General features: G+C 62.5%; 33 protein-coding genes. 9 read left to right on the top strand and 24 right to left on the bottom strand.

What is annotated here, in order from left to right; genetic code table 11:
* Window positions 1-59: 59 nt before the first annotated feature.
* Window positions 60-566, bottom strand: a complete 507-nt coding sequence (locus AC1Q6J_RS08735; protein ID WP_492278974.1) for a hypothetical protein — start codon at window positions 564-566, stop codon at window positions 60-62.
* Between the two features lie 74 nt (window positions 567-640).
* A complete protein-coding gene (locus AC1Q6J_RS08730; RefSeq protein WP_492278913.1) occupies window positions 641-1264 on the bottom strand; it encodes a 2-hydroxychromene-2-carboxylate isomerase in 624 nt (207 codons plus the stop codon).
* 280 nt (window positions 1265-1544) lie between these two features.
* Between AC1Q6J_RS08730 and AC1Q6J_RS08725 the strand changes: the two genes are divergently transcribed.
* From AC1Q6J_RS08725 to AC1Q6J_RS08705, 5 genes are all read left to right on the top strand, one after another.
* Window positions 1545-1928, top strand: coding sequence for an AtpZ/AtpI family protein (locus AC1Q6J_RS08725; protein ID WP_492278973.1), 384 nt, complete (start codon window positions 1545-1547; stop codon window positions 1926-1928).
* 93 nt (window positions 1929-2021) lie between these two features.
* On the top strand, window positions 2022-2771 hold the full coding sequence (locus AC1Q6J_RS08720; RefSeq protein ID WP_492278912.1) for a F0F1 ATP synthase subunit A: 750 nt from the start codon (window positions 2022-2024) through the stop codon (window positions 2769-2771).
* Window positions 2772-2835: 64 nt separating this feature from the next.
* Window positions 2836-3063 carry a F0F1 ATP synthase subunit C gene (locus AC1Q6J_RS08715; protein ID WP_006022884.1) on the top strand — a complete coding sequence of 76 codons (228 nt, stop codon included), beginning with the start codon at window positions 2836-2838 and terminating at the stop codon, window positions 3061-3063.
* 67 nt (window positions 3064-3130) lie between these two features.
* Complete coding sequence (locus AC1Q6J_RS08710; RefSeq protein ID WP_492278911.1) at window positions 3131-3688, top strand: F0F1 ATP synthase subunit B family protein; 558 nt, start codon at window positions 3131-3133, stop codon at window positions 3686-3688.
* Window positions 3689-3693: 5 nt separating this feature from the next.
* The gene (locus tag AC1Q6J_RS08705; RefSeq protein ID WP_492278910.1) at window positions 3694-4176 is read left to right on the top strand and encodes a F0F1 ATP synthase subunit B family protein; all 483 of its coding nucleotides are present in this window, start codon (window positions 3694-3696) and stop codon (window positions 4174-4176) included.
* A 77-nt stretch (window positions 4177-4253) separates the two neighbouring features.
* Here AC1Q6J_RS08705 and AC1Q6J_RS08700 read toward each other — a convergent pair whose 3' ends face one another.
* The 13 genes from AC1Q6J_RS08700 to coxB form a co-directional block, all read right to left on the bottom strand.
* Window positions 4254-4925 carry a hypothetical protein gene (locus AC1Q6J_RS08700; RefSeq protein ID WP_492278909.1) on the bottom strand — a complete coding sequence of 224 codons (672 nt, stop codon included), beginning with the start codon at window positions 4923-4925 and terminating at the stop codon, window positions 4254-4256.
* Between the two features lie 119 nt (window positions 4926-5044).
* Window positions 5045-5632: a GNAT family N-acetyltransferase gene (locus AC1Q6J_RS08695; protein WP_492278908.1), complete on the bottom strand. Its 588-nt coding sequence runs from the start codon at window positions 5630-5632 to the stop codon at window positions 5045-5047.
* 104 nt (window positions 5633-5736) lie between these two features.
* The gene (locus AC1Q6J_RS08690; RefSeq protein WP_492278907.1) at window positions 5737-6132 is read right to left on the bottom strand and encodes a YbaN family protein; all 396 of its coding nucleotides are present in this window, start codon (window positions 6130-6132) and stop codon (window positions 5737-5739) included.
* A 23-nt stretch (window positions 6133-6155) separates the two neighbouring features.
* Window positions 6156-7445, bottom strand: a complete 1290-nt coding sequence (locus tag AC1Q6J_RS08685) for a M16 family metallopeptidase (protein WP_492278906.1) — start codon at window positions 7443-7445, stop codon at window positions 6156-6158.
* Window positions 7442-8860 carry a threonine synthase gene (gene thrC / locus AC1Q6J_RS08680; RefSeq protein ID WP_492278905.1) on the bottom strand — a complete coding sequence of 473 codons (1419 nt, stop codon included), beginning with the start codon at window positions 8858-8860 and terminating at the stop codon, window positions 7442-7444. The genes AC1Q6J_RS08685 and thrC overlap by 4 nt, the downstream gene beginning before the upstream one ends.
* Before the next feature lie 309 nt (window positions 8861-9169).
* Entirely contained in the window at window positions 9170-9934 is a 765-nt protein-coding gene (locus AC1Q6J_RS08675) for an SURF1 family protein (RefSeq protein ID WP_492278904.1), read from the bottom strand.
* A 5-nt stretch (window positions 9935-9939) separates the two neighbouring features.
* Window positions 9940-10332: a DUF983 domain-containing protein gene (locus AC1Q6J_RS08670; protein WP_492278903.1), complete on the bottom strand. Its 393-nt coding sequence runs from the start codon at window positions 10330-10332 to the stop codon at window positions 9940-9942.
* Window positions 10333-10547: 215 nt separating this feature from the next.
* The gene (locus tag AC1Q6J_RS08665; protein ID WP_492278902.1) at window positions 10548-11444 is read right to left on the bottom strand and encodes a cytochrome c oxidase subunit 3; all 897 of its coding nucleotides are present in this window, start codon (window positions 11442-11444) and stop codon (window positions 10548-10550) included.
* 56 nt (window positions 11445-11500) lie between these two features.
* Window positions 11501-12112 (bottom strand): cytochrome c oxidase assembly protein, encoded by a 612-nt coding sequence (locus AC1Q6J_RS08660; protein ID WP_492278901.1) that lies wholly within the window; start codon window positions 12110-12112, stop codon window positions 11501-11503.
* 17 nt (window positions 12113-12129) lie between these two features.
* Window positions 12130-12315, bottom strand: a complete 186-nt coding sequence (locus AC1Q6J_RS08655) for a cytochrome c oxidase system small membrane protein (RefSeq protein WP_492278900.1) — start codon at window positions 12313-12315, stop codon at window positions 12130-12132.
* On the bottom strand, window positions 12312-13253 hold the full coding sequence (locus tag AC1Q6J_RS08650) for a heme o synthase (protein WP_492278899.1): 942 nt from the start codon (window positions 13251-13253) through the stop codon (window positions 12312-12314). The genes AC1Q6J_RS08655 and AC1Q6J_RS08650 overlap by 4 nt, the downstream gene beginning before the upstream one ends.
* A 70-nt stretch (window positions 13254-13323) precedes the next feature.
* On the bottom strand, window positions 13324-14940 hold the full coding sequence (gene ctaD / locus AC1Q6J_RS08645; protein WP_492278898.1) for a cytochrome c oxidase subunit I: 1617 nt from the start codon (window positions 14938-14940) through the stop codon (window positions 13324-13326).
* Window positions 14941-15024: 84 nt separating this feature from the next.
* Complete coding sequence (coxB, locus tag AC1Q6J_RS08640) at window positions 15025-15873, bottom strand: cytochrome c oxidase subunit II (RefSeq protein WP_492278897.1); 849 nt, start codon at window positions 15871-15873, stop codon at window positions 15025-15027.
* A gap of 469 nt (window positions 15874-16342) precedes the next feature.
* Between coxB and AC1Q6J_RS08635 the strand changes: the two genes are divergently transcribed.
* Window positions 16343-16876 (top strand): invasion associated locus B family protein, encoded by a 534-nt coding sequence (locus tag AC1Q6J_RS08635; protein ID WP_492278972.1) that lies wholly within the window; start codon window positions 16343-16345, stop codon window positions 16874-16876.
* Window positions 16877-16894: 18 nt separating this feature from the next.
* Here AC1Q6J_RS08635 and AC1Q6J_RS08630 read toward each other — a convergent pair whose 3' ends face one another.
* From AC1Q6J_RS08630 to AC1Q6J_RS08620, 3 genes are read right to left on the bottom strand one after another with little or no spacing between them, the layout of a single operon-like run.
* Window positions 16895-17533, bottom strand: coding sequence for a TlpA family protein disulfide reductase (locus tag AC1Q6J_RS08630; protein ID WP_492278896.1), 639 nt, complete (start codon window positions 17531-17533; stop codon window positions 16895-16897).
* Between the two features lie 23 nt (window positions 17534-17556).
* Window positions 17557-18042 (bottom strand): DsrE family protein, encoded by a 486-nt coding sequence (locus tag AC1Q6J_RS08625; RefSeq protein WP_492278895.1) that lies wholly within the window; start codon window positions 18040-18042, stop codon window positions 17557-17559.
* Between the two features lie 21 nt (window positions 18043-18063).
* Window positions 18064-18456, bottom strand: coding sequence for a DoxX family protein (locus tag AC1Q6J_RS08620; protein WP_492278894.1), 393 nt, complete (start codon window positions 18454-18456; stop codon window positions 18064-18066).
* A 184-nt stretch (window positions 18457-18640) separates the two neighbouring features.
* Between AC1Q6J_RS08620 and AC1Q6J_RS08615 the strand changes: the two genes are divergently transcribed.
* From AC1Q6J_RS08615 to lepB, 3 genes are all read left to right on the top strand, one after another.
* Window positions 18641-18970: a winged helix-turn-helix transcriptional regulator gene (locus tag AC1Q6J_RS08615; RefSeq protein WP_492278971.1), complete on the top strand. Its 330-nt coding sequence runs from the start codon at window positions 18641-18643 to the stop codon at window positions 18968-18970.
* 111 nt (window positions 18971-19081) lie between these two features.
* On the top strand, window positions 19082-20521 hold the full coding sequence (gene tldD, locus AC1Q6J_RS08610; protein ID WP_492278893.1) for a metalloprotease TldD: 1440 nt from the start codon (window positions 19082-19084) through the stop codon (window positions 20519-20521).
* Window positions 20522-20538: 17 nt separating this feature from the next.
* Window positions 20539-21318 carry a signal peptidase I gene (lepB, locus tag AC1Q6J_RS08605; RefSeq protein WP_492278892.1) on the top strand — a complete coding sequence of 260 codons (780 nt, stop codon included), beginning with the start codon at window positions 20539-20541 and terminating at the stop codon, window positions 21316-21318.
* Window positions 21319-21402: 84 nt separating this feature from the next.
* On the opposite strand, the gene AC1Q6J_RS08600 is transcribed toward lepB, so the two are convergent.
* The 6 genes from AC1Q6J_RS08600 to AC1Q6J_RS08575 all read right to left on the bottom strand — a co-directional run bounded on the left by AC1Q6J_RS08600 (window position 21403) and on the right by AC1Q6J_RS08575 (window position 25803).
* A complete protein-coding gene (locus tag AC1Q6J_RS08600; protein WP_492278891.1) occupies window positions 21403-22122 on the bottom strand; it encodes a cytochrome c biogenesis CcdA family protein in 720 nt (239 codons plus the stop codon).
* 6 nt (window positions 22123-22128) lie between these two features.
* The gene (locus AC1Q6J_RS08595; protein ID WP_492278890.1) at window positions 22129-22527 is read right to left on the bottom strand and encodes a thioredoxin family protein; all 399 of its coding nucleotides are present in this window, start codon (window positions 22525-22527) and stop codon (window positions 22129-22131) included.
* A 158-nt stretch (window positions 22528-22685) separates the two neighbouring features.
* Window positions 22686-23042 carry a hypothetical protein gene (locus tag AC1Q6J_RS08590; RefSeq protein ID WP_492278889.1) on the bottom strand — a complete coding sequence of 119 codons (357 nt, stop codon included), beginning with the start codon at window positions 23040-23042 and terminating at the stop codon, window positions 22686-22688.
* Between the two features lie 72 nt (window positions 23043-23114).
* Window positions 23115-23687, bottom strand: a complete 573-nt coding sequence (locus AC1Q6J_RS08585) for a PAN domain-containing protein (RefSeq protein ID WP_492278888.1) — start codon at window positions 23685-23687, stop codon at window positions 23115-23117.
* A 130-nt stretch (window positions 23688-23817) separates the two neighbouring features.
* A complete protein-coding gene (locus tag AC1Q6J_RS08580; RefSeq protein ID WP_492278887.1) occupies window positions 23818-25188 on the bottom strand; it encodes a glutamate--cysteine ligase in 1371 nt (456 codons plus the stop codon).
* A 99-nt stretch (window positions 25189-25287) separates the two neighbouring features.
* Window positions 25288-25803 carry a MarR family winged helix-turn-helix transcriptional regulator gene (locus AC1Q6J_RS08575; RefSeq protein WP_492278886.1) on the bottom strand — a complete coding sequence of 172 codons (516 nt, stop codon included), beginning with the start codon at window positions 25801-25803 and terminating at the stop codon, window positions 25288-25290.
* Window positions 25804-25939 lie beyond the last annotated feature (136 nt).

The raw sequence follows: 25939 nt of genomic DNA, 5'->3' as shown, positions 1-25939 counted from the left end.
GACCTTTCAAACACAACGGCCGCAGAGCAATCCGCGGCCGCTTTCTTTTGAAAGTGGTGTCAGATTTTCTCGGACAACCGTTTCTGAAAACGGATCGCCATCTCGATCAGCCGATCCCAGACCCGGTCGATCAGCGCCAGCAGCTTCTCGTGCTCGGGCGGCAGTTGCAGTTCGATCTTTTTGTCGGGCGCGGCTTTATTGTCAGGCGAAGCCTGCGCGCTCTTCTTCGAATCTTCCTTGGCGAGTGGCGCGTCGGTCTTGCCGGTGACCGTGTCGCGCTGGGCCAATTGCTCGCGCAGCTTCTTGTTGTCGGTCTGAAGCCGGCCGATTTCAGTATCGAGCGCCGCACGCTCGTCCGGCACCAGCCGGCACGTCCAGCCGCTCTTGTTGATGCAGATCGAGACCACGCCGTTGCGGGTGTCGAGCCGCAGGAATCCGTCCGTCACAGGCGACAGTGTGAACCGGCCGTTCTCGGTATCTGGCGCCGTCTGCGCGGGCGCCTCCTGGCCGGACATCAGCGCCGCCGCCAATACCATCGCGGCAAGCCCCGCTCGGTGCAGCCTCATTGCAGATGACGCCTCGGCAATCATGTGATCTGGACGCATCGGCACCTCCTCGCCGCGAACCCGGCCGCCTGACCTCAAACGTCTGAGGTGTAGGCCTTACGGCCTGATTTCAACGCATCGGCCAGCAATTCGATCCGGTCTTGGCCCCAGAAAACCTCACCGTCGAGCACCCAGCAGGGCGACCCAAAGACGCCGGCTGCAATGGCATCCTGGCGGTTCTGCTCATAAGTCGCACTGATCTCATCCGAGAGCGCATGCGCGACAAGCTTCTCGCCCGGCAGACCTGCCTCGTCGGCGAGCCGGGCCACGGTCACCGGGTCCGCAAGATTGAGTTCCTGCTCCCAGAGGCCCGCGAAGGCGCGGCGCATAAACGGCTCTGGATTAAGTCCTGCGACCACCGCGGCAACAGCCACGCCATCGGCGAGCCGGGGATCGCCCGGAAAAAACTTCGGCCTGCAATTGAACTTGAGACCGCGCTTCTCCCGCCAGCGCTGCAACTCCATCATCCGATAACGCTGCCGCGCCGGATGACGCTTCACCAGCGGCAAGCCGCCCGTCTCGGAAAAGACCTCGATCAGAAGAACGGGCTTGTAGTTGACCTTCAGCTGATGCCTGGCTGCGAGGTCCTGAAACAGCGCATGCCCGATATAGGCCCATGGCGACTGGATGGAAAAATAGTAGTCAATCTCGCGCGCCATTAGCCCTCCCGGCTGCATGATTTCGGCAAGCTTCGCTCATATCACAACAAGCGAAACCACGCCGACAGGCACGACATTGTGCATTTCACTTATCGCAGTGCGGCGAGTGCGCGCATAGATCCGATTTTTTCTCCGAATTTCCAAGCTATTTCAAAGCGATACATGTCAACCAGGCAATCTTGACTTGACCGTAGGCCGTCAGTATGGTCCGCGCGGTTTCCGTGGGTGGCGGGGCGTTTTTCTCTGAAATCGCGCGACGGGGCATGGGGTGTCGACAGCAATGGCGAACGGCACGCACAGCAACGGTCGCGGCGAAGGGGAACGAGACAAACCGCCTGCCGACGAAGCTGCGCTCTCCGCAAGGCTCGACCGTCTGAAACATCGGCTTTCCGAAGTCCGGAATAACCGCAAAGACCAGACAGATCAGTCAGGAAGTGGGGCAGCCTCCGCCAACGCGTCCGCGATGGCACGGGGTTTTCGCCTCTCCTCCGAATTGATTGCAGGCGTCCTTGTCGGAGCGGTCATTGGCTGGGGCATCGACCGTCTCTTGTCGACATCCCCCTGGGGTCTCATCGTGTTTTTTCTGCTTGGCTTCACCGCCGGCGTGATCAACGTGATGCGGGCAGCCGGCGTCGCGAACCGCGACGCATCGGATCGCTCCTGACGGGATCCACCGGGATCGCTCTTGGAATTTCAAGCCAGCTTGCTGGCGGGTATGACTGTCCGGCACGCCGGCAAAGATGAAAGACGAACGTGGATGGCCGATCCGATCCATCAATTTGAGATCCACAAGATCTTCTCGCTGGGCCACATCGGCGGCCAGGAGATCGCGTTCACCAATTCATCCGCCTATATGTTCGGCGCAGTGGCCGTTGTTTCGCTGCTGATGATCGGCGGCAGCGCCGCGCGCGCCCTCGTTCCGGGCCGCTTCCAGTCCATCGCCGAACTCTCCTACGAATTCGTCGGTGACACGCTGAGAGAGAGCGTCGGCGACGAAGGCATGAAGTTCTTCCCGTTCGTGTTCTCGCTGTTCATGTTCATCCTCACCGCGAACATGATCGGCATCATTCCCTACACCTTCACCGTCACCAGCCATCTCATCGTGACGCTGGCGCTGGCGCTGATGGTGTTCCTGACCGTGCTGCTCTACGGGCTCTACAAGAACGGCTTCAAGTTCTTCAAGCTGTTCGTCCCGTCAGGCATTCCGCTTTATATCCTGCCGCTCATCATGCTGATCGAGGTGATCTCGTTCCTGTCGCGGCCGGTGTCGCATTCCGTGCGTCTGTTCGCAAACATGCTGGCGGGTCATATCACCCTCAAGGTGTTCGCGGGCTTCGTCACGTCGCTGAGCGCGCTCGGCGCTCTCGGCATTTTCGGTTCGATATTGCCGTTGGCGATGACAACCGCGCTGACCGGCCTCGAACTTCTCGTGGCTTTCCTGCAGGCCTATGTCTTCACGATCCTGACCTGCATCTACCTCAACGACGCACTTCATCCCGGACACTGAATTCAGACACTGGCCGGACTTCACTCAATCCACTGACACCAACATCCCAAGAAGGAGTTTCACCATGGATCCAGTTGCAGCAAAGTACATCGGCGCCGGCATCGCTTGTCTCGGCATGGGCGGCGCAGGTATCGGCGTCGGCATGATCTTCAGCCAGTTCCTCAACGGCGCGCTTCGCAACCCGTCGGCTTCGCAGGGCCAGTTCGCAAACCTGATCTTCGGCTTCGCCGTGACGGAAGCGCTCGGCATCTTCTCGCTGCTGATCGCGCTGCTGCTGCTGTTCGCCGTCTAAGTCAGGCCGGATGATGCGTTCGCCGCGGACTCGATCGAGCCGCGGCTGACGCCAACAGGAGACGCTCATGGCGACGGGTCAGGGCACTGCAAAGGGCACGACCGCCCACACCGAGGCAGACGGTCATGGCAAGGCGGGCTTCCCGCCTTTCCAGAAAGAGACGTTTGCCTCGCAGCTGGTGTCGTTCGCGATTGCCTTTGCGCTGCTGTACTTCATCGTGTCGAAGTTCGCGCTCCCGCGCGTCGGCAGCATCATAGCGAACCGCGAAGGCGTGATCGAAAATGATCTTGCCGAAGCGCAGAAGCTGAAGGACGAGTCCGATCAGGCTCTGAAAGCCTATGAAACCGAGCTCGCCGATGCGCGGGCGCGGGCTCAGGCCATCGGATCCGAGACTCGCGACAAGCTGAACGCACAGGCCGAAAGCGACCGCAAGGCGCTCGAAACCAGCCTTGCCGCCAAGCTTGCCGACGCCGAAAAGACCATCGCTGCGACACGCGCGACCGCGATGGGCAATGTCCGCTCGATCGCGTCCGATGCGGCCACCGCGATCGTTCAGCGCCTCACCGGCGTTGCGCCCGACAGCAAGACTGTCGATAGCGCAGTCGATGCGTCCTTGAAGGGATAACGACGATGTTCCAAGCAGAATTCTGGGTCGCCGTCGCTTTTGTCATCCTGATGGGTGTGTTCGGCTATTTCGGCGTTCACCGCACGATCCTGCAAGCGCTCGATAACCGCCGCGATCGCATCCAGAAAGAACTCGACGACGCCCGCCGCCTCAAGGAAGAAGCGAACAAGCTGGTCGCCGAATATCGTGCCCGCCGCGCCAGCGCCGAGCGTGAAGCGCAAGACATCATCACCAGCGCCAAGGCCGATGCCGAGCGCATCGCGTCCGAAGCCAAGACAAAGATGGAAGATTTCGTCGCCCGCCGCACCAAGACCGCGGAAAACAAGATCGCCCAGGCCGAAAGCCAGGCCATCGCGGATGTCCGCGCGGCCGCTGCTGAGGCCGCCGTCAACGCAGCATCGTCGATCATGACGCAATCGGTCAAAGGTCAGGTCGCCAGCGACCTGATCGCCAAGGGCATCCAGGACGTTCGCAGCAAGCTGAACTAAAAGTTCACATCGTCAGACACAAAAACCGGCCTCGTTGATTCGAGGCCGGCTTTTTCTTTGGCCATGAACACCGTGCGTTACTTCTTACGCTTGCGCGCCGCGGGCTCTGGCTTCAGCGCAGCCGGATCGAAGCCTACATAGAAGATGTACTTGTCGTTCGCCGCTTCGGTCGGCGTCGGATAGACGACGTCCTCGGCGACGAGGCTGAATTCGGTGTTGTCGCCTTCCATCGCCACGGCGGTCCGGAACGCCTTGGTGACAATGACCTTCTCCGGCGCACCTTCCTGCACGACGGCGACGCGCATCGGCACGTCAACGGTCGCAGGCGCGCCCGCAGGCCCGGCGATAATGCGCCCCATGATGCCGATCCGCGCTGTGATCTGACCGCCTTGCAGATTGCAGTCGCGCGCGGTGCGCGTGATCGATCCCTGATAGCGCAGATCGTTGCCGGAAGCCGGTTTGCCCGGAGTCCCGACCGCAAGCGTGGACGCACCGAAACGGATCGCAACGCTGGGGCAGGACAGTTCGCTGTTCTCGGTCGCCTGCGACGATGGCGTGGACGACGTGCTGGCTTCTTGCGATTTCGAGCCGAACAGCTGGCTGAACCTGCTGCCGATCGACGAGCCGGTGGATGAACTGCCGGACGATGAGCCGAACATGCTGCCGCCGCCGCAACCCGACAGCGCGGCGCCTGCTGCCACAGCCAGCGCAGCCATTGCCGCGCGATTCAAACGCCTGCCATCCGCCATCATTGCTTCCAGTCGGCCCCGAAGATCGTAAAGGTTCGGAAAAGGAAAAGGATCAGACGGACTTATAGCAGGGCAAAGACGGCGAACCAAAGGCGCAAGACGGCCATGGACGGGGCTGGTTAACCGCGAAAATCCTCGTCCAGCAGGCCATACAGGTAATGATCCTGCCAGACCCCGTTGATGCACAGATAGCGCCGCGCCAGGCCCTCGCGGGCAAAGCCGCACTTCTCCAGCACCCGGATCGAGGACTGGTTGGTGGGAATGCAGGCCGCCTCGATGCGGTGCAGATTGAGTTCGCCGAACAGGGTCGGCAGCAATACCCGCAGCGCCGCCGTCATATACCCCTTGCCCGCATACGGCTGCCCCACCCAGTAGCCAAGAGTGCCCGCCTGCACGATGCCGCGACGCACATTGGCCAGCGTCACGCCGCCGACGAGTACGCCGTCGCTCTCGCGAAACACCAGAAACGGATAGGCCCTGTCTTCGGCAACATCTTCGGCGTATCGGCGGAGCCGGCGGCGGAAGCCTGAACGGGTCAGGTCATCGGACGGCCAGATCGGTTCCCACGGCGTCAGGAATGGCCGGCTTATTTCGCGCAGCTCGCTCCACTGCACGTAATCCGGCATTTGCGGCGCGCGCAGCAGGAGCCCGTGTCCCCGCGGGGCGAGCGCCGGAGCCGTCGTCGTGGGCAAGCGAAACAGGGCCATCCCAGAAAACCCCTTCCCGTGTCCGGATGCAGAGGACGCATCCGCGTACCTTTTCTAGCACAGTTTTCCGGCTATTCCGATCCGGCCAGCGGTGCGGTTGAACGCTACGACGGCCTCGAAAACACGTAAGCAAGGCCCGCCAGCATCAACCCGGCGACAGCAAGCGTGAGCGGCGGGCCGGGAGCGGCAATGATCCAGAACAGGGTGAAGCCGGCGATCATTCCGGCAAGCGCCGCCATCTTCGCCTGGCGCGGAATCGCGCCGCGCGCGCGCCAAGCGCGCAGGACCGGCCCGAAGCGCTCATGCTCCAGAAGCCAGGCCTCGAACCGCGGAGAGGACCGCGCGAAGCATGCCGCCGCCAGGATCAGAAAAGGCGTTGTCGGCAGCACCGGCAAAAAAGCGCCGATAACGCCAAGCCCGACGAAGACGAATCCAAGGCCGAGGAAGAGCGCCCGCACGAGACGAGGAAAGCGCGGATCCTTTACAGGATCGCCGCTCACCCCATCACATGCGGGGTCCCGCGTCAGTGCAGCAGCGCCTTGGCCTTCGGCCGCGCCAGGCCTTCGGCGAGGCTGACCGCGGTGTCGAGCCCACGGCCGCTGCCGAGTGCAACCACCGCTGGACGGCTGCGGCTCAGCAATCCGCGCGCGGCATTGCGGGTCGATTCCACGCTGACCGCATCAATCCGGGCCACCAGTTCGTCCACGGTCAGCGGGCGTCCATATGCCAGAATGTGCCGCGCCATCTGTTCGGCGCGGGTGCTGCAACTTTCCAGCCCCATCAGCAGGCCGGCTTTCATTTGCGCCTTCGAGCGGGCGATTTCCTTTTCGGTCAGGGTTTCGACCGCATCGTTGATCTCGTCGACGATGACCTCCACCATTTCAGGCGCATCGGCGGGATCGGTGCCGGTATAGAGCCCGAAGAAGCCAGTGTCGGAATAAGCGGCGTGGAAGGTGTAGATCGAATAGCAAAGCCCGCGCTTCTCGCGCACTTCCTGGAACAGCCGCGAAGACATGCCGCCGCCGAGAATGTTGGTGAACACCTGCAGGCTGAACAGCGAGAGATCCGATTGCGGCAGACCTTCAAGCGCCAGCGTCAGGTGGGCCTGTTCGAGATCGCGGTGAATGACGCGCGAGCCGCCCTTGCCGAACATCGCAGGCACCGGCTTCGGCGCCGGTGTCCCAACGAAGCTCCCGAAACGCTGCTCGGCCTCTGCAACAACCTGCTTGTGATCGACCGCGCCGGCGGCGGCCACGACCATGTCGGGGCCGCGATAATGCGTCGACAGGTAATTGTGCAGATTGCCGCGATCGAAACTGGCAAGGGTCTGCGGCGTGCCGAGCAGCGAGCGGCCCATCGGCTGATCCGGATAGCTGAGCTCGCTGAGGTGTTCGAAGATCACATCGTCCGGTGTATCCTGCGCGGCGCCGATCTCCTGTTCGATGACGCTTTTCTCGCGCTCCAGTTCCTCGGCGTCGAAGGAAGGATTGGCGAGAATATCGGACAGCACGTCGAGCGCCAGCGGCACATCGGCCTTCAGCACGCGCGCATAATACGCGGTCGTCTCGTTGCTGGTGGCGGCATTGAGATCGCCTCCGACGGCCTCGATTTCCTCGGCGATCTGCTGCGACGTTCGCCGCGTCGTGCCCTTGAACGCCATATGCTCGAGAAGATGCGACATGCCGTGTTCGTCAGGCTTTTCATCGCGGCCGCCGACGCCGGTCCATACGCCGAGCGCCGCCGTCTCGAGGTGCGCCATGGTATCGGTGATGACCGTCAGACCCGAAGGCAGCTTGGTGATGTTGACGCTCATCCGGCAACTCCCTGCTTGGCAGCACGGCTCACCGAGAGAATGAACCGTTCGACTTCGGTCTGGTCGTTCTTCATGACCTTGATGTGTTCGGACCTTGTCATCAGGCCGTCGAGCCATGCCGGAAGCGGCGGCCGGACACCGCACGCGGCCTCGACGGCATCGGGGAACTTGGCAGCATGCGCGGTCGAGAGCACGATGTTCGGCACGGTCGAGACCGGCTTGTCCTGATCGGCGACCGCGAGCGCCACCGCCGTGTGCGGATCGACCAGTTCACCCGCTTCCTTCCAGGCAGCGCGGATCGCAGCACTGGTTTCCGTCTCATCAGCGCGGCCCGCATCGAAGTCTTCGCGGACCTGCTTCAACACCGCATCGCTCAGCACGAAGCGTCCCGACTGCGCCAGCGAGCCCATCAGCGCGCGGATCACCGCGCTGTCGCGGCCGGTGGCCTCGAACAGCAGCCGCTCGAAGTTCGACGAGATCTGGATGTCCATCGACGGCGATGTGGTGGCGTGGACCTGCTTCACTTCATAGATGCCGGTCTTGAGCGTGCGCGCCAGAATGTCGTTGACGTTGGCGGCGATGCGCAGACGGCGAACCGGAAGCCCCATCCGCTTGGCAACATAGCCTGCGAAGATGTCGCCGAAATTTCCGGTCGGCACGGTGAAGTCGACCTCACGCGCGGGCGCGCCGAGCGCAACAGCGGACGTGAAATAGTAAACCACCTGCGCGACGATACGCGCCCAGTTGATCGAGTTGACGCCCGACAGTGAAACGGAATCGCGGAACTTGTGATGATTGAACAGGCCCTTCACGATTCCCTGACAGTCATCGAAGGTGCCTTCGATCGCCAGCGCATGAACGTTCGCCGCGCCGCTGGTGGTCATCATACGCCGCTGCACGTCGGAAATGCGCCCGTTCGGAAACAACACAATGAGATCGGCGTTATCGCGGCCGGCGAAGGCATCGACCGCGGCGCCGCCGGTGTCGCCCGATGTCGCGACCACGATGGTCGTGCGCAGGCCGCGCTTGGCCAGCACATGGTCCATCAGCCGCGACAGCAACTGCATCGCCACGTCCTTGAAGGCGAGCGTCGGACCGTGAAACAGCTCAAGCACGAAGCGATCCGGCGCGATCTGATTGAGCGGCACCACCGCCGGATGACGGAACGTCGCGTAAGCCTCAACGGCCATGCGGCCGAGATCGGCTTCGGAAATTTCATCCGCGACGAACGGACGGATCACCTCCACCGCGACTTCCCAGTACGGGCGGCCGAAAAACCCAGCGATGGTCTCAGCGCTGAGCTGCGGCCAGACCTCCGGCACGTAGAGGCCGCCGTCGCGGGCCAGCCCGGTCAGCATCACATCGCAGAAGCCCAGCCGGGGAGCTTCGCCCCGTGTCGAAATATAGCTCGTCAAGCGATCCTCCAAAGGCTCAAGCCTGAAGCAAGCCTTTGATAAAATTGGATTATTAACTTCGCCTCGGGCGAAATCGAAACGCACCATATCGGCTGCGATCCGGCTTCACAAGGAAAGCGGCGGCCAGGAAGCCAGCGCCCTGGGTGGCAGGCTCCCGGTGGCCGGATATTCTTGTCCCGGACGCGTTGCAGCGCGAAGCGGTGCATCGCAGAGCCGGGACCGTTACGGTTTGCGCGGTCCCGGTTCAGCAACGCATCACTGCATGCTGCGTTGCGCCCGGGACAAATAACATCAATGAGCGGGGCGGCCTCATGCCCGGCGGTGCTGGATCACCCAGGCTACAAAGGCTCCCGCAACCACCAGCGCGAGGCCGAACCAGGTAATGGCGTATTGCAGGTGGTCGTCCTTGAGATGGACGCGCAGCGGCCCCGGCTTCGGAATGCCCGACGCCGGCGTTGGCGATTCGAGATCGATATAGAACGGCGCGACCTGATCCCCTTGGCCCCAGCCGAACGCTTTCGCCATGGTGCGATGATCGCGCACGAACCACAGCCGTTTGGCGATATCATCGGCCGGCGTCAGCGTTCCGGCGGCTTCGGGAAAACGCAGATAACCGGTCAGTGTCACCGGCGCGCCGGTGACGAGCGGCTTTACCGCGCGATCCTGCTGCGCACGATCCTGCATCGTGTTCTGCACAAAGCCGGCATTGATGACGACGCTGCGGCCATCGGCCAGCCGCGCCGGTACAAAGGCCCATGTGCCCGGCCCGTTGATATCGTCGCGCACGGCGGAGCCGGAACTGTAGACCATGACGTCCGGCCTGGACTCGAAGGTCGCGCTGAAACTGACGCGGCGGAATTCATCACGCGCCGCTGTCAGCGCCGGCCACTGCGTTGCCTCCGGCAAGGTACCTGGCGCACCGGCGAGCCGCTCGGTCAAAGCCGAAATCAGCGCGCGCTTCTCATCCTTGCGGCGAAGCTGCCAGACGCCGAGACTCGCGAGTACCGACACCATGATCAGCGCGATCACAGCAAGACCAAAAATGCCCCGCCGGCGAGGCAGAGTTGTCTGCATCAGGTTCATTTCGGCTTGCGTTCGACGAGCTGACCTTCGGCGGCCTTATGGTGATATTGCAGGGCGATCAGCAATGCCTTCATCGACCGCAGCGGCAGCAAGGTTGTCGCAAGGATCAGCGGCCCCCACAGCGCGGCATGCACCCAGAACGGCGGCTGGTACTTCATCTCCACAACCAGTGCGGCCCCGACCACGATGAAGCCCGCGATCATGATGATGAACACGGCCGGACCGTCACCCGCATCGATGAAAGCGTAGTCGAGGCCGCAGGCGTCGCATCGCGGACGCAGCGTGAGGAATCCCGTATAGAGCTTGCCCTCGCCGCAGCGCGGGCATTTACAGGCAAGGCCGCGCAACGCGGTTTGCGACAATGTCGCCGGAGTAAAATCTTTCGTCATGACATCGTCCTCATGTGCCGCCCTCGCTACGCCCGCAGCGGCGCGCTCGCAAGAGCCAAACCACGATCCGTTCAGGTTGATTCGTATCGTGCGCCGGAAGTCTTGTTTGGCCGTGTTTTCTATGGCGAACCGGTTCCCATCTCGCCGGGAAACACTCCAGCTTCACGAAAAAGGGCGGCCCGAAGGCCGCCCTGATTGATCAAGCCGGTGCGCGATCAATGCGCGCCGTGGGCAATGGCCGATGCGCCGTGCCCCCAGACATAGATGCAGATGAACAGGAACAGCCAGACCACGTCGACGAAATGCCAGTACCAGGCGGCGAATTCGAAGCCGAGATGCTGCTTCGGGGTGAAATGACCCGCGTAAGCGCGGAGCAAACACACCAGCAGGAAAATGGTGCCGACCAGCACGTGGAAGCCATGGAAGCCGGTCGCCATGAAGAAGGTCGCGCCGTAGACGTTGCCGGCGAAGCTGAACGCAGCGTGGCTGTATTCAAACGCCTGCACACAGGTGAACAGCGCGCCGAGCAGCACGGTCAGGATCAGACCCCACTTCAGGCCCTTGCGGTCGCCTTCGAGCAGCGCGTGATGCGCCCAGGTGACGGTCGTGCCGGAGGTCAGCAGGATCAGCGTGTTGAGCAACGGCAGATGCCACGGATCGAAGGTCTCGATGCCCTTCGGCGGCCAAACGCCCGGCACCTTGCAATCCGCCGGAGAGACACCGGCGCCGCATCCAAACAGAGCATCGCGGACATAATGCACCGAGTCCGCCGGAAACAGCGCGGCGTTGAAGTAGGCCCAGAACCACGCCACGAAGAACATGACTTCGGAGGCGATGAACAGGATCATGCCGTAACGGTGATGCAACTGCACGACACGGGTGTGATCGCCCTTGTGCTGCGCCTCGCGGATCACGTCGCCCCACCAGCTCGCCATGGTGTAGAGAACGCCGATGGTGCCGACGCCGAACACGATCGGCGCGCCGGCGAACATCTTGTGCATCCATGCCACGGCGCCCACGGCCATGATGAAGGCCGAGATCGAGCCGACGACCGGCCACGGGCTCGGATCGACGAGATGATAGTCGTGGTGTTTGGCTTGGCCCGTTGCCATGTGTCTCTCCGTGATGCCGGTGTGATCCGGCGCGTGTCGCAGTTAAAGCCGAAAACTCAAAGATTGCCCTTGCGCTTGTCCGTCTCCGTCGCCGCGAGCGGCTTCGGTGCCGGATCTTTCACAGGGTAGAACGTATAGGACAGCGTGATGGTGTTGAGGTCGTCGTATTCGCGGTCGGCGGCGAGCGCCGGATCGACATAGAACACAACGGCCATCTCGCGCTTCTCGCCGGGACCGAACGTCTGCTCGGTAAAGCAGAAGCAATTGATCTTTTGAAAGAACGCCCCGACGGTCAGCGGCGCGACGTTGTAGGCGGCAACGCCCGTGGTCGCGCGCGCGGACTGGTTGGTGACGGTGTAATAAACGGTGACGACTTCACCGATCTTGACGGTGATTTCGTTCTGCTCCGGCTGGAACTTCCATGGCAGGCCACCGCTGACATTGGAGTCGAAGCGAACCGCGATGCGGCGCTCCAGCGACTGTTCCGGCGCGGAGGTTGCAACCTGCGTGGTGCCGTTGAAGCCGGTGGCGCGGCAGAACCAGTCATAGAACGGCACCGCAGCGTAGGACGCGCCGACCATGAATGCGACGACAAAGCCGCAGATCGATGCCACCATGACATCGCGGCTGATGCGTGGCTTTGCCTTGCTGGCGGGTTGCTGCGTCATGTCGCTCGCATCCCCTGTCAGATCGGCCGATGAAGGACGGCGGGGCCCTTCACCAGAGTGACCGCGAAGAACAGGATCACCAGAATGCCCAATGCCAGAGCAATGGCGATCGACCGCTCGCGCTGGCGCTTCTTCTGCTCCGGCGTGAGGACGATACCCTGCTGTGGCTTCTTGTTGCTGTCCATAACGAGGCCCGCGCTCATGACCAGAGGATCCGCGCGGCTGCGGAGACGACAGCTTCGGACAGCAGCACGGCGAACAGCGCAAACAGATACAGGATCGAGAACTTGAACAGCCCGCGGGTCGCGCGCAGCGCGGCGCTCCCGGTGCGCTTGCGGTAGACGCGAATGGCGAGCCACAGCATGCCTGCACCGAGCACCAGCGAGGTCACACCATAGACCGCGGAGAAATACCCCAGGGGCCACGGCGCAAGCGCAACCGCCACCAGCAGGATCGTATAAAGCAGGATTTGCAGCCGCGTCGCATCAGGACCTGCCACATTCGGCAGCATCGGGACGTTGGCGCGGGCGTAATCGTCGGTGCGGAACAGCGCCAGCGCCCAGAAGTGCGGCGGCGTCCACAGGAAGATGATCAGGAACAGCAGAATCGGCTCGGGCGAGAGGGAGCCCGTGGCGGCAGCCCAGCCAACCACCGGCGGCAGCGCACCAGCGGCGCCGCCGATCACGATGTTCTGCGCGGTCCAGCGCTTCAGCCACATCGTGTAGATGATGACGTAGAAGAAGATGGTGAAAGCGAGCAGCCCGCCGGCCAGCCAGTTCACCAGAATGCCGAGCGTCATCACCGAGAAGAACGCCAGCGTCAGGCCGAAGGCCAGTGCCTCGCCGGGCAGGATGCGCCCGCGCGGAATCGGACGGTTGGCGGTGCGCGACATCAACGCATCGATATCGGCGTCGTACCACATGTTCAGCGCACCGGACGCGCCCGCGCCGACGGCGATGCAGAGGATCGACGTGACGGCCAGCACCGGATGAAAATGACCGGGCGCGATAACGAGTCCGACCAGCGCAGTGAACACCACCAGTGACATCACGCGCGGCTTCAGCAGCGCGACATAGTCAGCGACGCCCGCCTCGGAGATACGAGGCGACAGATCGATCGCGTGATGGTCGACAATCGACAAGATCTAACTCACTTCCTGATCGTTTCATCCGCCGTGACCGCGCGGCCGCGGCGGATGTCTCCCTGCCGCGTTACTGAACGCGCGGCAGAACCTCGAACTGGTGGAACGGCGGCGGCGACGACAGCGTCCATTCCAGCGTCGTTGCACCCGCGCCCCACGGATTGTCAGCAGCCTGTTCCTTGCGGACGAACGCCTGGATCACGCCATAGATGAAGATCAGCACGCCGAAGGCTGAGATGTACGAGCCGATCGACGACACCAGATTCCATCCCGCGAAAGCGTCCGGATAGTCGATGTAGCGGCGCGGCATGCCGGACAGGCCGAGGAAGTGCTGCGGGAAGAAGATCAGGTTGACGCCAACGAAGGTCACCCAGAAGTGCAGCTTGGCGATGGTCTCGCTGTACATGTAGCCGAACATCTTCGGGAACCAGTAGTACCAGCCTGCGAAGATCGCGAACACGGCGCCCAGCGACAGCACGTAGTGGAAGTGCGCGACGACGTAGTACGTATCCTGAAGCACGCGATCGACGCCCGCATTCGCCAGCACGACGCCGGTGACGCCGCCAAGGGTGAACAGGAAGATGAAGCCCATCGCCCAGATCATCGGCGCGCGGAATTCGATCGAGCCGCCCCACATGGTGGCGACCCACGAGAAGATCTTCACGCCGGTCGGCACCGCGATGACCATGGTGGCCGCCACGAAGTAGGCCTGCGTCGCCGACGACATGCCCACCGTGTACATGTGATGCGCCCAGACCACGAAGCCGATGCCGCCGATGGCGACCATCGCGTAGGCCATGCCGAGATAGCCGAACACCGGCTTGCGCGAGAAGGTCGAGACGATCTGCGAGATCATGCCGAAGCCGGGCAGGATCAGGATGTACACTTCGGGGTGGCCGAAGAACCAGAACAGATGCTGGAACAGCACCGGATCGCCGCCGCCCTCAGCCGAGAAGAAGGTGGTGCCGAAATTGCGGTCGGTCAGCAGCATGGTGATGGCGCCGGCCAGGACCGGCAGCGACAGCAGCAGCAGGAACACGGTGACCAGGATCGACCACACGAACAGCGGCATCTTGTGCAGGGTCATGCCCGGCGCGCGCATGTTGAAGATCGTGGTGATGAAGTTGATGGCGCCGAGAATCGACGACGCGCCCGCGATGTGCAGCGACAGGATCGCGAAGTCCACCGCCGGGCCGGGATGACCCGAGGTCGACAGCGGCGCGTACATCGTCCAGCCCGCGCCGACGCCGTTGGCGCCCGGCTCGCCCTCGACGAAGGTCGAGATCAGCAGCAGCGCGAATGAGGCCGGCAGCAGCCAGAACGAAATGTTGTTCATGCGCGGGAAGGCCATGTCCGGCGCGCCGATCATCAGCGGCACGAACCAGTTGCCGAACCCGCCGATCATCGCCGGCATCACCATGAAAAAGATCATGATCAGGCCGTGCGAGGTCACGAACACATTGTAGGTGTGGGCTTCGTGGAAGAGCTGGACGCCGGGATACATCAGCTCGATGCGGATCGCGATCGACATCGCAGCGCCGATGACACCCGCGACGATCGCGAAGATAAGGTACATCGTGCCGATGTCCTTATGGTTCGTCGAATAAAGGTAACGACGCCACCCGGTCGGGTGATCGTGCGCATGGTCGTCATGAGCGTGATCATGTGTTGCAGCGGATGTGGCCATTTTCAAATCCCTTAAGCCTTGCAGTCCCGTCAGCCTTGCGGTGCGAGCGCCGCGCGCCCGGCCCGCCCGTGTCCGTCGATGCGCTTACTGCGCGGCAGTCCCGATCGACGCATACGAATTCGCCGGGTTGCCCGCATACTTCTTCTTCGCCGCCTCGACCCACTTGGTGAATTCCTGGTCGTTCACAACACGAATCGCGATCGGCATGTAGGCGTGATCCTTGCCGCACAGTTCGGAGCACTGACCGTAGTACATGCCTTCCTTGGTCGCCTTGAACCAGGTCTCGTTGAGACGGCCGGGGACCGCGTCGATCTTGATGCCGAACGCCGGAATGGCGAAGGAGTGGATCACGTCAGCGCCCGTGGTCTGAACGCGGATCACCTTGTTCACCGGCACGACAACCTCGTTGTCCACCGCCAGCAGACGTGGCGCCTTGTCGGCGACCATCAGCGAATCGAACTCGAACTTGCCGTTATCGGGATAAGCGTAGGTCCAGTACCACTGCTTGCCGGTGGCCTTGATGGTCAAGTCGGCCTTCGGAATGTCGAGCTGCTGAAACAGCAGGCGAAACGACGGCACGGCGATACCGACCAGGATCAGGACCGGCACGATGGTCCAGACCACTTCGATCAGCGTGTTGTGCGTGGTCCTGGAGGGAACCGGGTTCGCCCTGGCATTGAATTTGATCGCGACGATCGCCAGCAGGATCGCGACGAAAAGCGTGATCGCGGTGATGATCCAGAGCAGGAAATTGTGGAACCAGGTGATGTTGTCCATCACCGGCGAGGCGGATGGCTGGAGCGTATATTCCCATGGCGACGGCTGACCCACGGTCCCGCCTGCTGCGAAAGCTGCCCCGGCCGCGGCAAGCACGGTGGCAGCCACCGCAAAACCCAGTACTCGGCGGCCATTTTGGCCCTTCGACATCTTCATGCCGCTCTCGCTCCTGCTCTCGTCACCCCAGCGATCCCACCGGGCGGCGAGATCTGCCTTAAGCCTGTTTGTCAGCCGCGGTCATGATTTCGGCCGATGGCCAAAGGTTAGAACGCGTCGAATTTCCCGCTTCTCAAACCATAATTCCATGACTACCGCAATGCACGTAATAAGGTGCGCGCACAGCCTGAATCCCATTGGCAAATGGGCCAAAACCGGCGATCCGGCGACGGGAGAATGCTTGACACTTGGATTGTCCGTTGTACCCACGGGCAGATATGCGGCGAAAACCCGATTCGCGGCTGTGCGGCGGTGCATCCCGGCGATAGGCGCTGCCCTCAACGGGCTTGCCCTCAAGACGCCGTCATTGCGCTGTCAATCCAGCTATCAGGCGGGCCACACTGCGGGAAACCGCCGGAATCGTCGGGAAATTGCCGGGATCATTGCCAAGGAATCGAGCCTGATGGGCATGCGAAACCAACCTTTCTCAATCCGCAGCCTTGCGATTGCGCCGATTTGGCTTGCGATCGTCGCAGGGGTGTCCGTTCTGGCCGCGCCGGCCGCCGCTCAGGCGCAGGGAGCCGTCAAATCGGTCCACGGCGACTGGCAGATCCGCTGCGACACCCCCGCCGGTGCGCAGGCCGAACAATGCGCCCTGATTCAAAGCGTGGTGGCCGAGGACCGCTCCAATGCGGGGCTGACTGTCATCATCCTCAAGACCGCCGACCAGAAGAGCAAGTTGATGCGGGTGGTCGCCCCACTGGGCGTGCTGCTGCCGTCCGGCCTTGGCCTCAAGCTCGATGACAAGGACGTGGGACGGGCCGGTTTCGTGCGCTGCCTGCCCAACGGCTGCGTGGCCGAGGTCGTGATGGAAGATACGCTGCTCAACCAGCTCAAGACCGCCAAGACCGCGACCTTCATTATCTTCGAGACGCCGGAAGAAGGTATCGGCTTCCCGCTCAGCCTGAAGGGCCTCGGCGAGGGCTACGACAAGCTGCCGTGAACGGCGGCCGTGGCGCGATCAGCCCGCGGCGGGCGTCGAATAGTAATCGAGAAGAGCCCTGGCCGCGTCCGACAACCAGTCGGCTTCTCCGGTCACATATCCTTCGATGCGTCCGGTCGGACCAATAACATACGAGATCGGCATTCCATAAATCGGGAACGGGGCCGCGGCATTGTCGTTGCCAACGCTCCCGACGCGCCCATCCGGGTCGAGGTAAACGTCGAGATGCCGAAGCTTGAGCTTCTGCACGAACGGCACGACCGCCGGGCGGCCGTTGCGATCGAGCGATATCGCGACGACCTTCAGATTCTTCTGGCCCGCGGTTTCCTGCAACCGATCGAGAATCGGCAATTCGAGCCGGCATGCCGCGCACCAGGTCGCCCAGAAGTTCACCAGAACCGTCTTGCCCCGAAACGCCGCGAAGTTCGCAGTCACGCCGTCCAGCCGGGTCAGCGGGAGGGGCGGCACTGTCTTCACCGGGGCAAGAAGCGTGAACTGGCTGCGGGCCGTTCCGAACGGCGGCGGCCCGTTCGTCCGCGCCTGCGCGTGGCCGGACGGCGCCATGATCGACGCAACCGCACCGAGCATGCCGCCGAGTACGGCACGCCGCGCAACACCATGGCGCGCCGGATCGGCAGCTTCATCATTCGGTATCATGCAACTGTCTCACGCATGCGGGCTCACGAGCGGATATAGGACCATCCGGCCTCCTGTAGTCCGATCATGTAGGCCGGCCCGTTTGGCGCGGAGGTCGTGCCTTCGACGAACGACAGCGGATGACCTTCGTTACGCTCCATGCCCATCTTTGTCGCTTCACAAATGACGAAGCGAATGTCGGGATTGGTGGCCCGCAGAACTCTCAGCAGATCCTGCACCGGCGAGGTATCGGCGCGAAACATGTGCAGCCCGGCATTGTAGGCAACGATCTCGACGGTGAACCCTTCATTGACCGCCTTGTAATACTTCGTCAGATGAACCGACGTCGAAATCACGGCGCGCATCGTCGTCGGATCGTCCGAGTTGATTTGCAGAACGAGGCGATGCGAACGGGGCGCCGCCTTCTGGTCTTTCGGCGCGGCAGTGACCGCCAGTGTCGCGCCGAGCGGCACTGCGAATGCGAGGCCGTATCCGGCAAAGGTGAACCATCGTCTGCGATTGAGATGCATCGTTTTCATCCGCGCGGCAAACTAGGCGTCGTATCGATCGAAGAGGCTGTCGATCTGGCCGCGATGCGCGATGACGACGATGGCGCTCAGGGCCAGAAGAACGAGCGCCGGTATAGCCGAGCCTCCGACGAGAAGCAGGTGCGTCGCGATGGCTCCCACCATGATGCAGCTCAGAAGCACCGCACCGAACGCGGCAAGGCCGGGCGTCAGGATCATGACCGCGCCAATGACTTCCAGCCCGCCGGTGAGATAACGGAACCACTGCCCAAACCCGATGTGCTGGAAATTCTCGACCATCATCGGCACGCCGTAGAGTTTCGCGCCTCCCGCCGACAAAAAGGCCGCTGCGAGCAGCCCCTTCAGGGTCCATAAAGCAGCTGATTTCCAGCGCGGCGGCCTTTGAGCATCCGTCATCGACATCATCATTTTTCCTGGTTGAGCACAGATCACTTTCGTCAGGCACAATTCAGAACTAAGATGACAGAGACAAGTAGGATGTTTTTTCTGGTGTAGTATGAAATTTGAGACCAATACGGAAAGTCCTGACGAAATTTGCTCCGGCGAAGAGGCCGTGGGCCAATTCCACCGCGCATTGGGAATGCTGACCGGAAAGTGGAAAGGCGAAATTCTCTGGCTGCTTGGTCAGGGCAAACACCGCTTCGGCGAATTGCGCCGCGCCATTCCCGGCGTGACCCAGCACATGCTGACGCTGCAACTGCGCGATCTGGAAGCCGACGGGCTGGTCAAGCGCACGGTCTTTCCCGAAGTGCCGCCTCGGGTCGAATATGAAATCACGCCCTCTGCCCTGGCGCTCCGCCCGGTGTTCGATGAGCTGTTCAAATGGTCGCAAGAGCATGGCTTTCCGAACGCACGGCCCGAAACCTCATCTCCCGGCAAATCCGATCAGCAACCGAAACCGCCACGCTGAAGCCCGCTTTGAATTCCAGATTGTGACCGGCTGGTTCTAAGGCTTCGCCGTACCTATCTTTGATAAGCCTGCCCAAGCCAGATTCCCGAAAGCCAGATTCCCGGAGTTTCCATGAGCCATCCGTCCGACGCCGCGCCTGTCACCACTTCGCTGATCGATCGCGCGGGGCTCGACCGCGATGCCGTCCGCAAGGAAATCGTTCGGGGGCTGGCTGGCGCCGACGACGGCGAACTGTTTCTTGAATACCGCCAGTCCGAGGGACTCGGTTTCGACAACGGCCGTCTCAAGCAGGCGACCTACGACACCGCCCAGGGCTTTGGCCTCCGCGCGGTGAAAGATGACGCGGTCGGCTACGCCCATTCCTCCGACGTGTCGCTGCCTGCCCTGATCCGCGCCGCCGACACCGTCAGCGCCGTGCGCGGCGGGTATTCGGGGACATTCGCGGCCGCGCCCGGCCACACCAACATCCGCCTCTATGGCGATGAAAATCCGCTCGACGGCCAGAGCTTCGAAACCAAGGTGAAGCTGCTCGCCGAGATCGACGCCTATGTCCGCGACAAGGACCCGCGCGTGCGGCAGGTCTCCGTGTCACTCGGCGCGACCTGGCAGGTGGTGGAAATCGTGCGCCCCGACGGCGAGAGCTACCGCGATATCCGGCCGCTGGTGCGTGTGAATATTTCGGTGGTGGCGGGTTCCGGCGACCGGCAGGAAAGCGGCAGCCATGGTTACGGCGGACGCGAAGGCTATGCGCGCTTTATTGAGACCAAGGCGTGGCGCTCGGCCGCCGACGGCGCGATCCGTCAGGCGCTGGTCAATCTGGAATCGGTGCCGGCGCCGGCCGGTGAAATGGATGTGGTGCTTGGTCCCGGCTGGCCCGGCGTGATGCTGCATGAAGCCGTCGGCCACGGGCTTGAGGGCGATTTCAACCGCAAGCAGACCTCGGCCTTTTCAGGCCTGATGGGCCAGCAGGTCGCGGCCAAGGGTGTCACCGTGGTGGACGACGGCACCATTTCGTCGAAGCGCGGCTCGCTCTCCATCGACGATGAAGGCACGCCAACCAACCGCACCGTGTTGATCGAGGATGGCATCCTGGTCGGCTACATGCAGGACCGCCAGAACGCGCGGCTGATGAACATGAAGCCGACCGGCAACGGACGCCGTGAAAGTTACGCGCACGTTCCCATGCCGCGCATGACCAACACCTACATGCTGGCCGGCGGCCGCGATCCGGCGGAAATTCTCAGCTCGGTGAAAAACGGAATCTTCGCCGCGAATTTCGGCGGCGGTCAGGTCGACATCGTGTCGGGCAAGTACGTGTTCCAATGCACCGAGGCCTACAGGATCGAGAACGGCAAGCTCGGCGCGCCGCTGAAGGGCGCCATGCTGATCGGCAATGGCCCGACAGATTTGCACCGCATCTCGATGGTCGGCAACGATCTGCAACTCGATGACGGCATCGGCACCTGCGGCAAGCAGGGTCAGGGCGTCCCGGTCGGCGTCGGCCAGCCGACGTTGCGCATGGATCGCATCACCGTCGGCGGCACGGGCTAGCGCACACGGAGACGATCATGTCCGATCATCAAGACATCGCCTCGGCCACGCAAAAGCCGTCCCGCTCGTGGACGCGCGCGTTGGTCGAGATCGCCACGGCATTCCTCGTTATAATGGCGGCCAAGGGCGCGCTGGCCGAGCCGTTCTATGTGCCGTCGGGCTCGATGGAGCCGACGCTGCTGATCGGCGACGCGCTGCTGGCGTCGAAGTATCCTTACGGCTACAGCGCGGCGTCGCTGCCGGTGAACGTGGCGCTGCCCGCGACGGGACGCGTGTTCGGCGCCCTGCCCGGCCGCGGCGACGTTGTCGTGTTCCGCTGGCCCGGCGACACGTCGCAGGTCTGGGTCAAGCGCGTGGTCGGATTGCCGGGCGATCGCGTGCAGATGCGCGAAGGCCGGCTGTGGATCAACGGCGCGCCGGTGGCGTTGCGGCCCGACGGCCGCGGCCAGGCCGAAGATGAGAGCGGCCAGGTCACGCCCGCGGCACGCTTCGCCGAAACACTGCCGGGCGGCCGCGAACATATTCTGTTCAAGCTGAAAGAGCATGGCTTCCTCGACAATACGCGCGAGGTCACGGTGCCGCCCGGCCATCTGTTCGTCATGGGCGACAACCGCGACAACTCCGCCGACAGCCGCGTCTCGGTCGCCGACGGCGGCGTTGGACTGCTGCCGGTCGAAAATCTGGTTGGACGCGTCGATGCCATTGTCGGCTCGTGGGATCTCGGCATGAAAAGCCAGCCGGTCTGGACCTGGCTGTCCGGCTTGCGGATCGCACGGTCGTTCACGTCGGTGCATTGAAGCCAGGCCCGCGGATCGCAACAGACCCTGATCGCGGATCGCATTGCTGCCGGTGGAACAGGCGAGCGTGATCCGCCACGCGGATCAGAATCGCGTCGTCAAATCGGTCAGCCAGGCGGGCGAGGCGTTGACGAGCGCGGTCTCGATCCATTTGTCGGCGCCGGTGATGATGCCCACTCCGATCAGGAGCAACGCTATCCCCAGCAACGCCTTGCCGAACTGTCCCGCAGACAACATACGCCCGCGCATACGCATGAGAGCGGAGCGGGACAGAAGCCCCAGAATGGCCAGCGGCAAGGCAGCGCCGAGACCGAAGACCGCCATCGTGAGCGCCACCTGGGCAAGATCGCGCCCCTGCGACGCGAGCAGCGAGGCGGCGCCCAGCGTCGGACCGACGCACGGCGACCAGACCGCGCCCAGCAACAGTCCCATCGCGAACTGGCCGCCAAGACCGGAGTCCGAAAATCCGCCAAACGTCCGATCGGTCCAGTCGGAAACGGGGCCGCCCGCAGTGGCCAGACGGATTTGCCAGGCAGGCATCAGCAGAACCAGCCCGATCGCAATCATGATAGTGGCTGCGGCCAGACGAAACACATTGCCGTCCAGCCCGAGAGAGAAACCAGCAACAGCGATCAGCAATCCCAAAACCGTGAACGAGATGGCAAGGCCCGTTGCGAGCGCGAGCGGACCCCATCGATGCTGTGTTACCGCCGCGCCCAGCACGATGGGCAGCAGCGGCAGCACGCATGGCGACAGAATCGATAGCAGCCCCGCAGCGAACGCCAATGCAATGACGGTCGTCACGGCGGATCAAAGGCCCTTGTCGAGCAGGGATGCGATCGAGTCTTGTTTGGTGTCGCCAACCGAACGGCCCATTTCCGAATTGCCCTTGTAGACAATCAGTGTCGATTGCATGTTGGCGCCGAATTTCTGCACGTCGGATTTCTGGCTGTCGAAATCGACACGGAAGATCTTGAGGTTCTTGAATTTCGGCTGAGCCACCAAGGCGTCGATGATCGGCGTCTGTGCCTTGCAGACCGGGCACCAGCCGGCGTGAATCTCCACGAGAATGGGAACGCCCGTGGCTTGAGCGGATTTGAACGCGCTCTCCGAATAAGGTGTGGACGCCAAAGCAGCCTGAATCAGACCGGCAACGGCAAAAGCCGCCGCGAACAAGGCGATGCAAAGTCCCCTGGAAACGTGTCGCATTTTGGATATTTCTCCCGGTTTGCGCGAAGGGCGCGTGCGCACGTCTTGTGCCGCCCTTTGGGGGTTACGGGAGCAAACTGCCGGATGTTACGTACCGCCGGAAAAAAACTCAAAAATATGCGCTCGAGCGCGCGTCATCGGAGGCGCATTCACCGTCATCAGCGCAACTCGTAGGTCTTGCCGTCCAGCGAAATTCGCTCGGCGCGCATTTCATTCATCTCGATTTTCGATGGATATCCGTAAGCCGACACTTTCTTGCCGACCGCGACGAGGTCGGCCTTCACGCCGCGCTCGATCATCTGCGAGACGGGCGCCAGCGTGACAGTCCAGATCTTGTCAGCGCCTTTGACTGAAATCGTCGCCTGCGGGTCCTCAAACGTGCTGACCAGTATGGACCCTTCCACGGTGACGGGATGGCCGGCGTCATAGCTTTCCCAGCCACGCTGCGCGAACGCCGCTGCGCTCGTGAGCGCCATGATCGAAACGATAGCGAGTGCGGCGCGAACGGGGATCATCGGGACGCTCCTGACGTGGTTCGGTCCCAGCCTTAACGCGCAAATCGGAGTATTGTTTGGCTATGGAACCGGCTATCGCACCACGCCGGAAATGAACCCCGGCTTGCGGCGCGGCGGCTTGATGTGATCTTTCAGGAAACAGCGCGCTGATTTCCCGATATAGCCGGGCCGCGCATAGGTCCACGCCCGGCATTTCTGATCCTCGTCGCACACCGCCTTGCAGGTCTCACCTTTGGGATCGACCGCCACATCGACACTGCGATAATCGCCGCCGAGCCGGTCGGTCTCGACCTCAACGGCGCTGTTGCGCGGCTCGACGACGCCCGCGCCCCGCACGCCGGAGACGCAGCAATTGCTCGGCACCCGCGGCGGCACCGCATTCTTGAGCCAGCAGATCGCGCTTTCGTCGCTGACGGCCGGATAGTTGAAACTCCATGCGCGGCAGCGGCGGTCACGTTCACATTGCAGGGCACACAGGGCCGGATCGCCCGACGGGACCGGCGTCCGCAAATAATCGTTGCCGGGGCGGTCGAAGCCGGCCTGCGCACTCGCCTGCTGGATATTTACAAGACACGACAGCACCAGCGCGGCGATCAACGCGGCGCAAAAGCTGATGCATGATCTGAAATTGCAGATTGGGAGCATGCTATCGCTTTCGGCGGAGAACGGACGTGATGAGTTGTTGACGCCTATTCAATCGCCGTGCGGATGTATGGCAGATGAACGGCAGATAAATGCCGGAACAACATTCGCGTGATGACGATAACTTTCTGAATTAGAAAGCGTATTCGCTGTACACCGGATCGACGGAATGCCGCCAGGCGCCGTTGAATTTTTCGAGCATCCGCTCCGCGGGGGTCAATCCCGTGTCCATGATGTGATCGAGCGGCTCCAGATACCGCGTCTCATCGCGGCCGAGGTGATCGATCTTGCCGCGCCGGGCGAGTCCCTTGTGGGCCAGCACCATGCAATCCCTGGCGACCTCGAACAGATAGCGATTGCCGATTTTCGCCTTGAAGCCGAGCCGCGGCACGTCGTCGCGCAAAGCCTGCCGCTCCTGCGCGGTCCAGCGCCTGGCGATCTCCCATGCGGCGTCGAGGCTTTCGTCATCATACAGCAACCCGACCCAGAACGCCGGCAGCGATGGAAGCTGCTGCCATGGCACGTTGTCGGAGCCGCGCATTTCAAGATAGCGCTTCAGCCGCACTTCGGGGAAAATCGTCGAGAGATGATTGGCCCAGTCGGACAATGTCGGCTTCTCGCCCGGCATCATCTTGTTCTTGCCATCGAAGAAATCGCGAAACGACGAACCGGAGACGTCGATGTAGTCGTCGCCGCGCTTGACGAAATACATCGGCACGTCGAGCGCATAGTCGACCCAGCGCTCAAACCCCATGCCGTCCTCGAATGCCCACGGAATCATCCCGGCGCGCGCGTTGTCGGTGTCGCGCCAGATTTCGGAGCGGAACGACAGGAAGCCGTTCGGCTTGCCTTCGGTGAACGGCGAGTTCGCGAACAGCGCGGTCGCCACCGGCTGCAACGCCACCGAGACGCGCAGCTTCTTCACCATGTCGGCTTCGGAACTGAAATCGAGATTGGTCTGCACCGTGCAGGTCCGGTACATCATGTCGAGGCCGTACTGACCGACCTTCGGCATGTAGCTGGTCATGATCCGGTAGCGGCCCTTCGGCATCACCGGCATCTCCTTGCGCGACCACGACGGTGTCATGCCGAGACCAAGAAACCCGATCCCGAGCGGTGTCGCGACCTCGCGCACCTGCGCCAGATGCGCCATCAGTTCGGACGAGGTCTGATGCACGTTCTCGACCGGCGCGCCGGACAGTTCAAACTGGCCGCCGGGCTCAAGCGAGATCGCGCCGCCGCCGGTGACGTCATGCAGTCCGATGATTTTGCCATTCTCCATGATCGGATCCCAGCCGAGCAGGAGCTGCATGCCTTCGAGCAGAGCGCCGATGCCGCGCGCACCCTCATAAGGGACGGGCCTGTGGCCCTCCAGGGTGAACGGCGTCTTTTCATGCTCGGTGCCGATGCGGAAGTCGGACTTCGGCTTTACGCCGTCCTCCAGCCACGCGACCAGTTCATCCCGCGAATGCAGCGGTGTCATATCGATCTGATCACGCGCCATGAGACATCCAGGTAAGAGGCTTCGGTTTGAGTGTCAGCGCACGATGCAGGCGGATGCCACGGACGCGGGCATCCGTAACCGCGAGAGGTAAAGAAAGGATCATCGCGCGGACGTGGTTTCTTTGGCAGATTCTTTGACGGCGTCTCTGGAGACAGAGACAGCCTGCGGCGCGCCCGCGCAACATCCGAGGCGATCGAGCAATCCGCTCAGCTTGACGGCGTCGGCGTCGGAGAGTTTCGAGCCGATATGCCGCTCGATCGCAGCGGAGTACGAATTCCACATCTTCTTTTGCAGGTCGCGCCCGGCGTCCGTGATCTCGACGAACAGGCCGCGCTTGTCCATCTTGCATTCGCGGCGCGCGGCAAGACCTTCCTCGACCAGACGATCGATCAGCCGCGATGTCGAATACTGCGGCAGCAGCATCTGCTTCTCGAGTTCGACAGGACGCAATTCGCCGCTCGGCGCGCGCGACAGTTCGAGCAGCGCGTCGTACCAGGCCAGCGGCGGGAAGCCGGCCTTCTTGAGATCCTGCTCGACCGCGCCGAGCACCTTGCCCTGAACCCGCATCAAGCGGATCCAGACCTCTGTCGCTTCGGTGGATGGTTTGCGCTTCATGGTGTCGTCCGTGCCTTGGGGCTTTTCCGATCCTACCCCAATAAATGCAGTTGCATCAATCTTGACATACCTGCATTTAGGGGCCGGTCATAGGTCTTGCCAATGCCCCAATGTTCAAATTTTCAAAAGGGATACC

This window comes from Afipia sp. MLSD5-FHT05B12 (assembly GCF_058793355.1).
The sequence above is the reverse complement of the archived record's forward strand: the minus strand, read 5'-3'. Positions and strand labels throughout refer to the sequence as shown.

Bases quoted from the DNA above. Each gene is read 5' to 3' on its own strand.
- AC1Q6J_RS08720 (WP_492278912.1), top strand. From the start codon at position 2,022: ATGGCCGATCCGATCCATCAATTTGAGATCCACAAGATCTTCTCGCTG.
- AC1Q6J_RS08590 (WP_492278889.1), bottom strand. From the start codon at position 23,042: ATGATCCCCGTTCGCGCCGCACTCGCTATCGTTTCGATCATGGCGCTC.
- AC1Q6J_RS08595 (WP_492278890.1), bottom strand. From the start codon at position 22,527: ATGCGACACGTTTCCAGGGGACTTTGCATCGCCTTGTTCGCGGCGGCT.
- AC1Q6J_RS08725 (WP_492278973.1), top strand. From the start codon at position 1,545: ATGGCGAACGGCACGCACAGCAACGGTCGCGGCGAAGGGGAACGAGAC.
- AC1Q6J_RS08735 (WP_492278974.1), bottom strand. From the start codon at position 566: ATGAGGCTGCACCGAGCGGGGCTTGCCGCGATGGTATTGGCGGCGGCG.
- AC1Q6J_RS08710 (WP_492278911.1), top strand. From the start codon at position 3,131: ATGGCGACGGGTCAGGGCACTGCAAAGGGCACGACCGCCCACACCGAG.
- AC1Q6J_RS08625 (WP_492278895.1), bottom strand. From the start codon at position 18,042: ATGCATCTCAATCGCAGACGATGGTTCACCTTTGCCGGATACGGCCTC.
- AC1Q6J_RS08695 (WP_492278908.1), bottom strand. From the start codon at position 5,632: ATGGCCCTGTTTCGCTTGCCCACGACGACGGCTCCGGCGCTCGCCCCG.
- AC1Q6J_RS08615 (WP_492278971.1), top strand. From the start codon at position 18,641: ATGCTGACCGGAAAGTGGAAAGGCGAAATTCTCTGGCTGCTTGGTCAG.
- AC1Q6J_RS08675 (WP_492278904.1), bottom strand. From the start codon at position 9,934: ATGCAGACAACTCTGCCTCGCCGGCGGGGCATTTTTGGTCTTGCTGTG.
- AC1Q6J_RS08580 (WP_492278887.1), bottom strand. From the start codon at position 25,188: ATGGCGCGTGATCAGATCGATATGACACCGCTGCATTCGCGGGATGAA.
- AC1Q6J_RS08620 (WP_492278894.1), bottom strand. From the start codon at position 18,456: ATGACGGATGCTCAAAGGCCGCCGCGCTGGAAATCAGCTGCTTTATGG.
- ctaD (WP_492278898.1), bottom strand. From the start codon at position 14,940: ATGGCCACATCCGCTGCAACACATGATCACGCTCATGACGACCATGCG.
- coxB (WP_492278897.1), bottom strand. From the start codon at position 15,873: ATGAAGATGTCGAAGGGCCAAAATGGCCGCCGAGTACTGGGTTTTGCG.
- tldD (WP_492278893.1), top strand. From the start codon at position 19,082: ATGAGCCATCCGTCCGACGCCGCGCCTGTCACCACTTCGCTGATCGAT.
- AC1Q6J_RS08700 (WP_492278909.1), bottom strand. From the start codon at position 4,925: ATGGCGGATGGCAGGCGTTTGAATCGCGCGGCAATGGCTGCGCTGGCT.
- AC1Q6J_RS08630 (WP_492278896.1), bottom strand. From the start codon at position 17,533: ATGATACCGAATGATGAAGCTGCCGATCCGGCGCGCCATGGTGTTGCG.
- AC1Q6J_RS08685 (WP_492278906.1), bottom strand. From the start codon at position 7,445: ATGAGCGTCAACATCACCAAGCTGCCTTCGGGTCTGACGGTCATCACC.
- AC1Q6J_RS08665 (WP_492278902.1), bottom strand. From the start codon at position 11,444: ATGGCAACGGGCCAAGCCAAACACCACGACTATCATCTCGTCGATCCG.
- AC1Q6J_RS08715 (WP_006022884.1), top strand. From the start codon at position 2,836: ATGGATCCAGTTGCAGCAAAGTACATCGGCGCCGGCATCGCTTGTCTC.
- lepB (WP_492278892.1), top strand. From the start codon at position 20,539: ATGTCCGATCATCAAGACATCGCCTCGGCCACGCAAAAGCCGTCCCGC.
- AC1Q6J_RS08575 (WP_492278886.1), bottom strand. From the start codon at position 25,803: ATGAAGCGCAAACCATCCACCGAAGCGACAGAGGTCTGGATCCGCTTG.
- AC1Q6J_RS08705 (WP_492278910.1), top strand. From the start codon at position 3,694: ATGTTCCAAGCAGAATTCTGGGTCGCCGTCGCTTTTGTCATCCTGATG.
- AC1Q6J_RS08635 (WP_492278972.1), top strand. From the start codon at position 16,343: ATGCGAAACCAACCTTTCTCAATCCGCAGCCTTGCGATTGCGCCGATT.
- AC1Q6J_RS08655 (WP_492278900.1), bottom strand. From the start codon at position 12,315: ATGAGCGCGGGCCTCGTTATGGACAGCAACAAGAAGCCACAGCAGGGT.
- AC1Q6J_RS08730 (WP_492278913.1), bottom strand. From the start codon at position 1,264: ATGGCGCGCGAGATTGACTACTATTTTTCCATCCAGTCGCCATGGGCC.
- AC1Q6J_RS08670 (WP_492278903.1), bottom strand. From the start codon at position 10,332: ATGACGAAAGATTTTACTCCGGCGACATTGTCGCAAACCGCGTTGCGC.
- AC1Q6J_RS08585 (WP_492278888.1), bottom strand. From the start codon at position 23,687: ATGCTCCCAATCTGCAATTTCAGATCATGCATCAGCTTTTGCGCCGCG.
- AC1Q6J_RS08660 (WP_492278901.1), bottom strand. From the start codon at position 12,112: ATGACGCAGCAACCCGCCAGCAAGGCAAAGCCACGCATCAGCCGCGAT.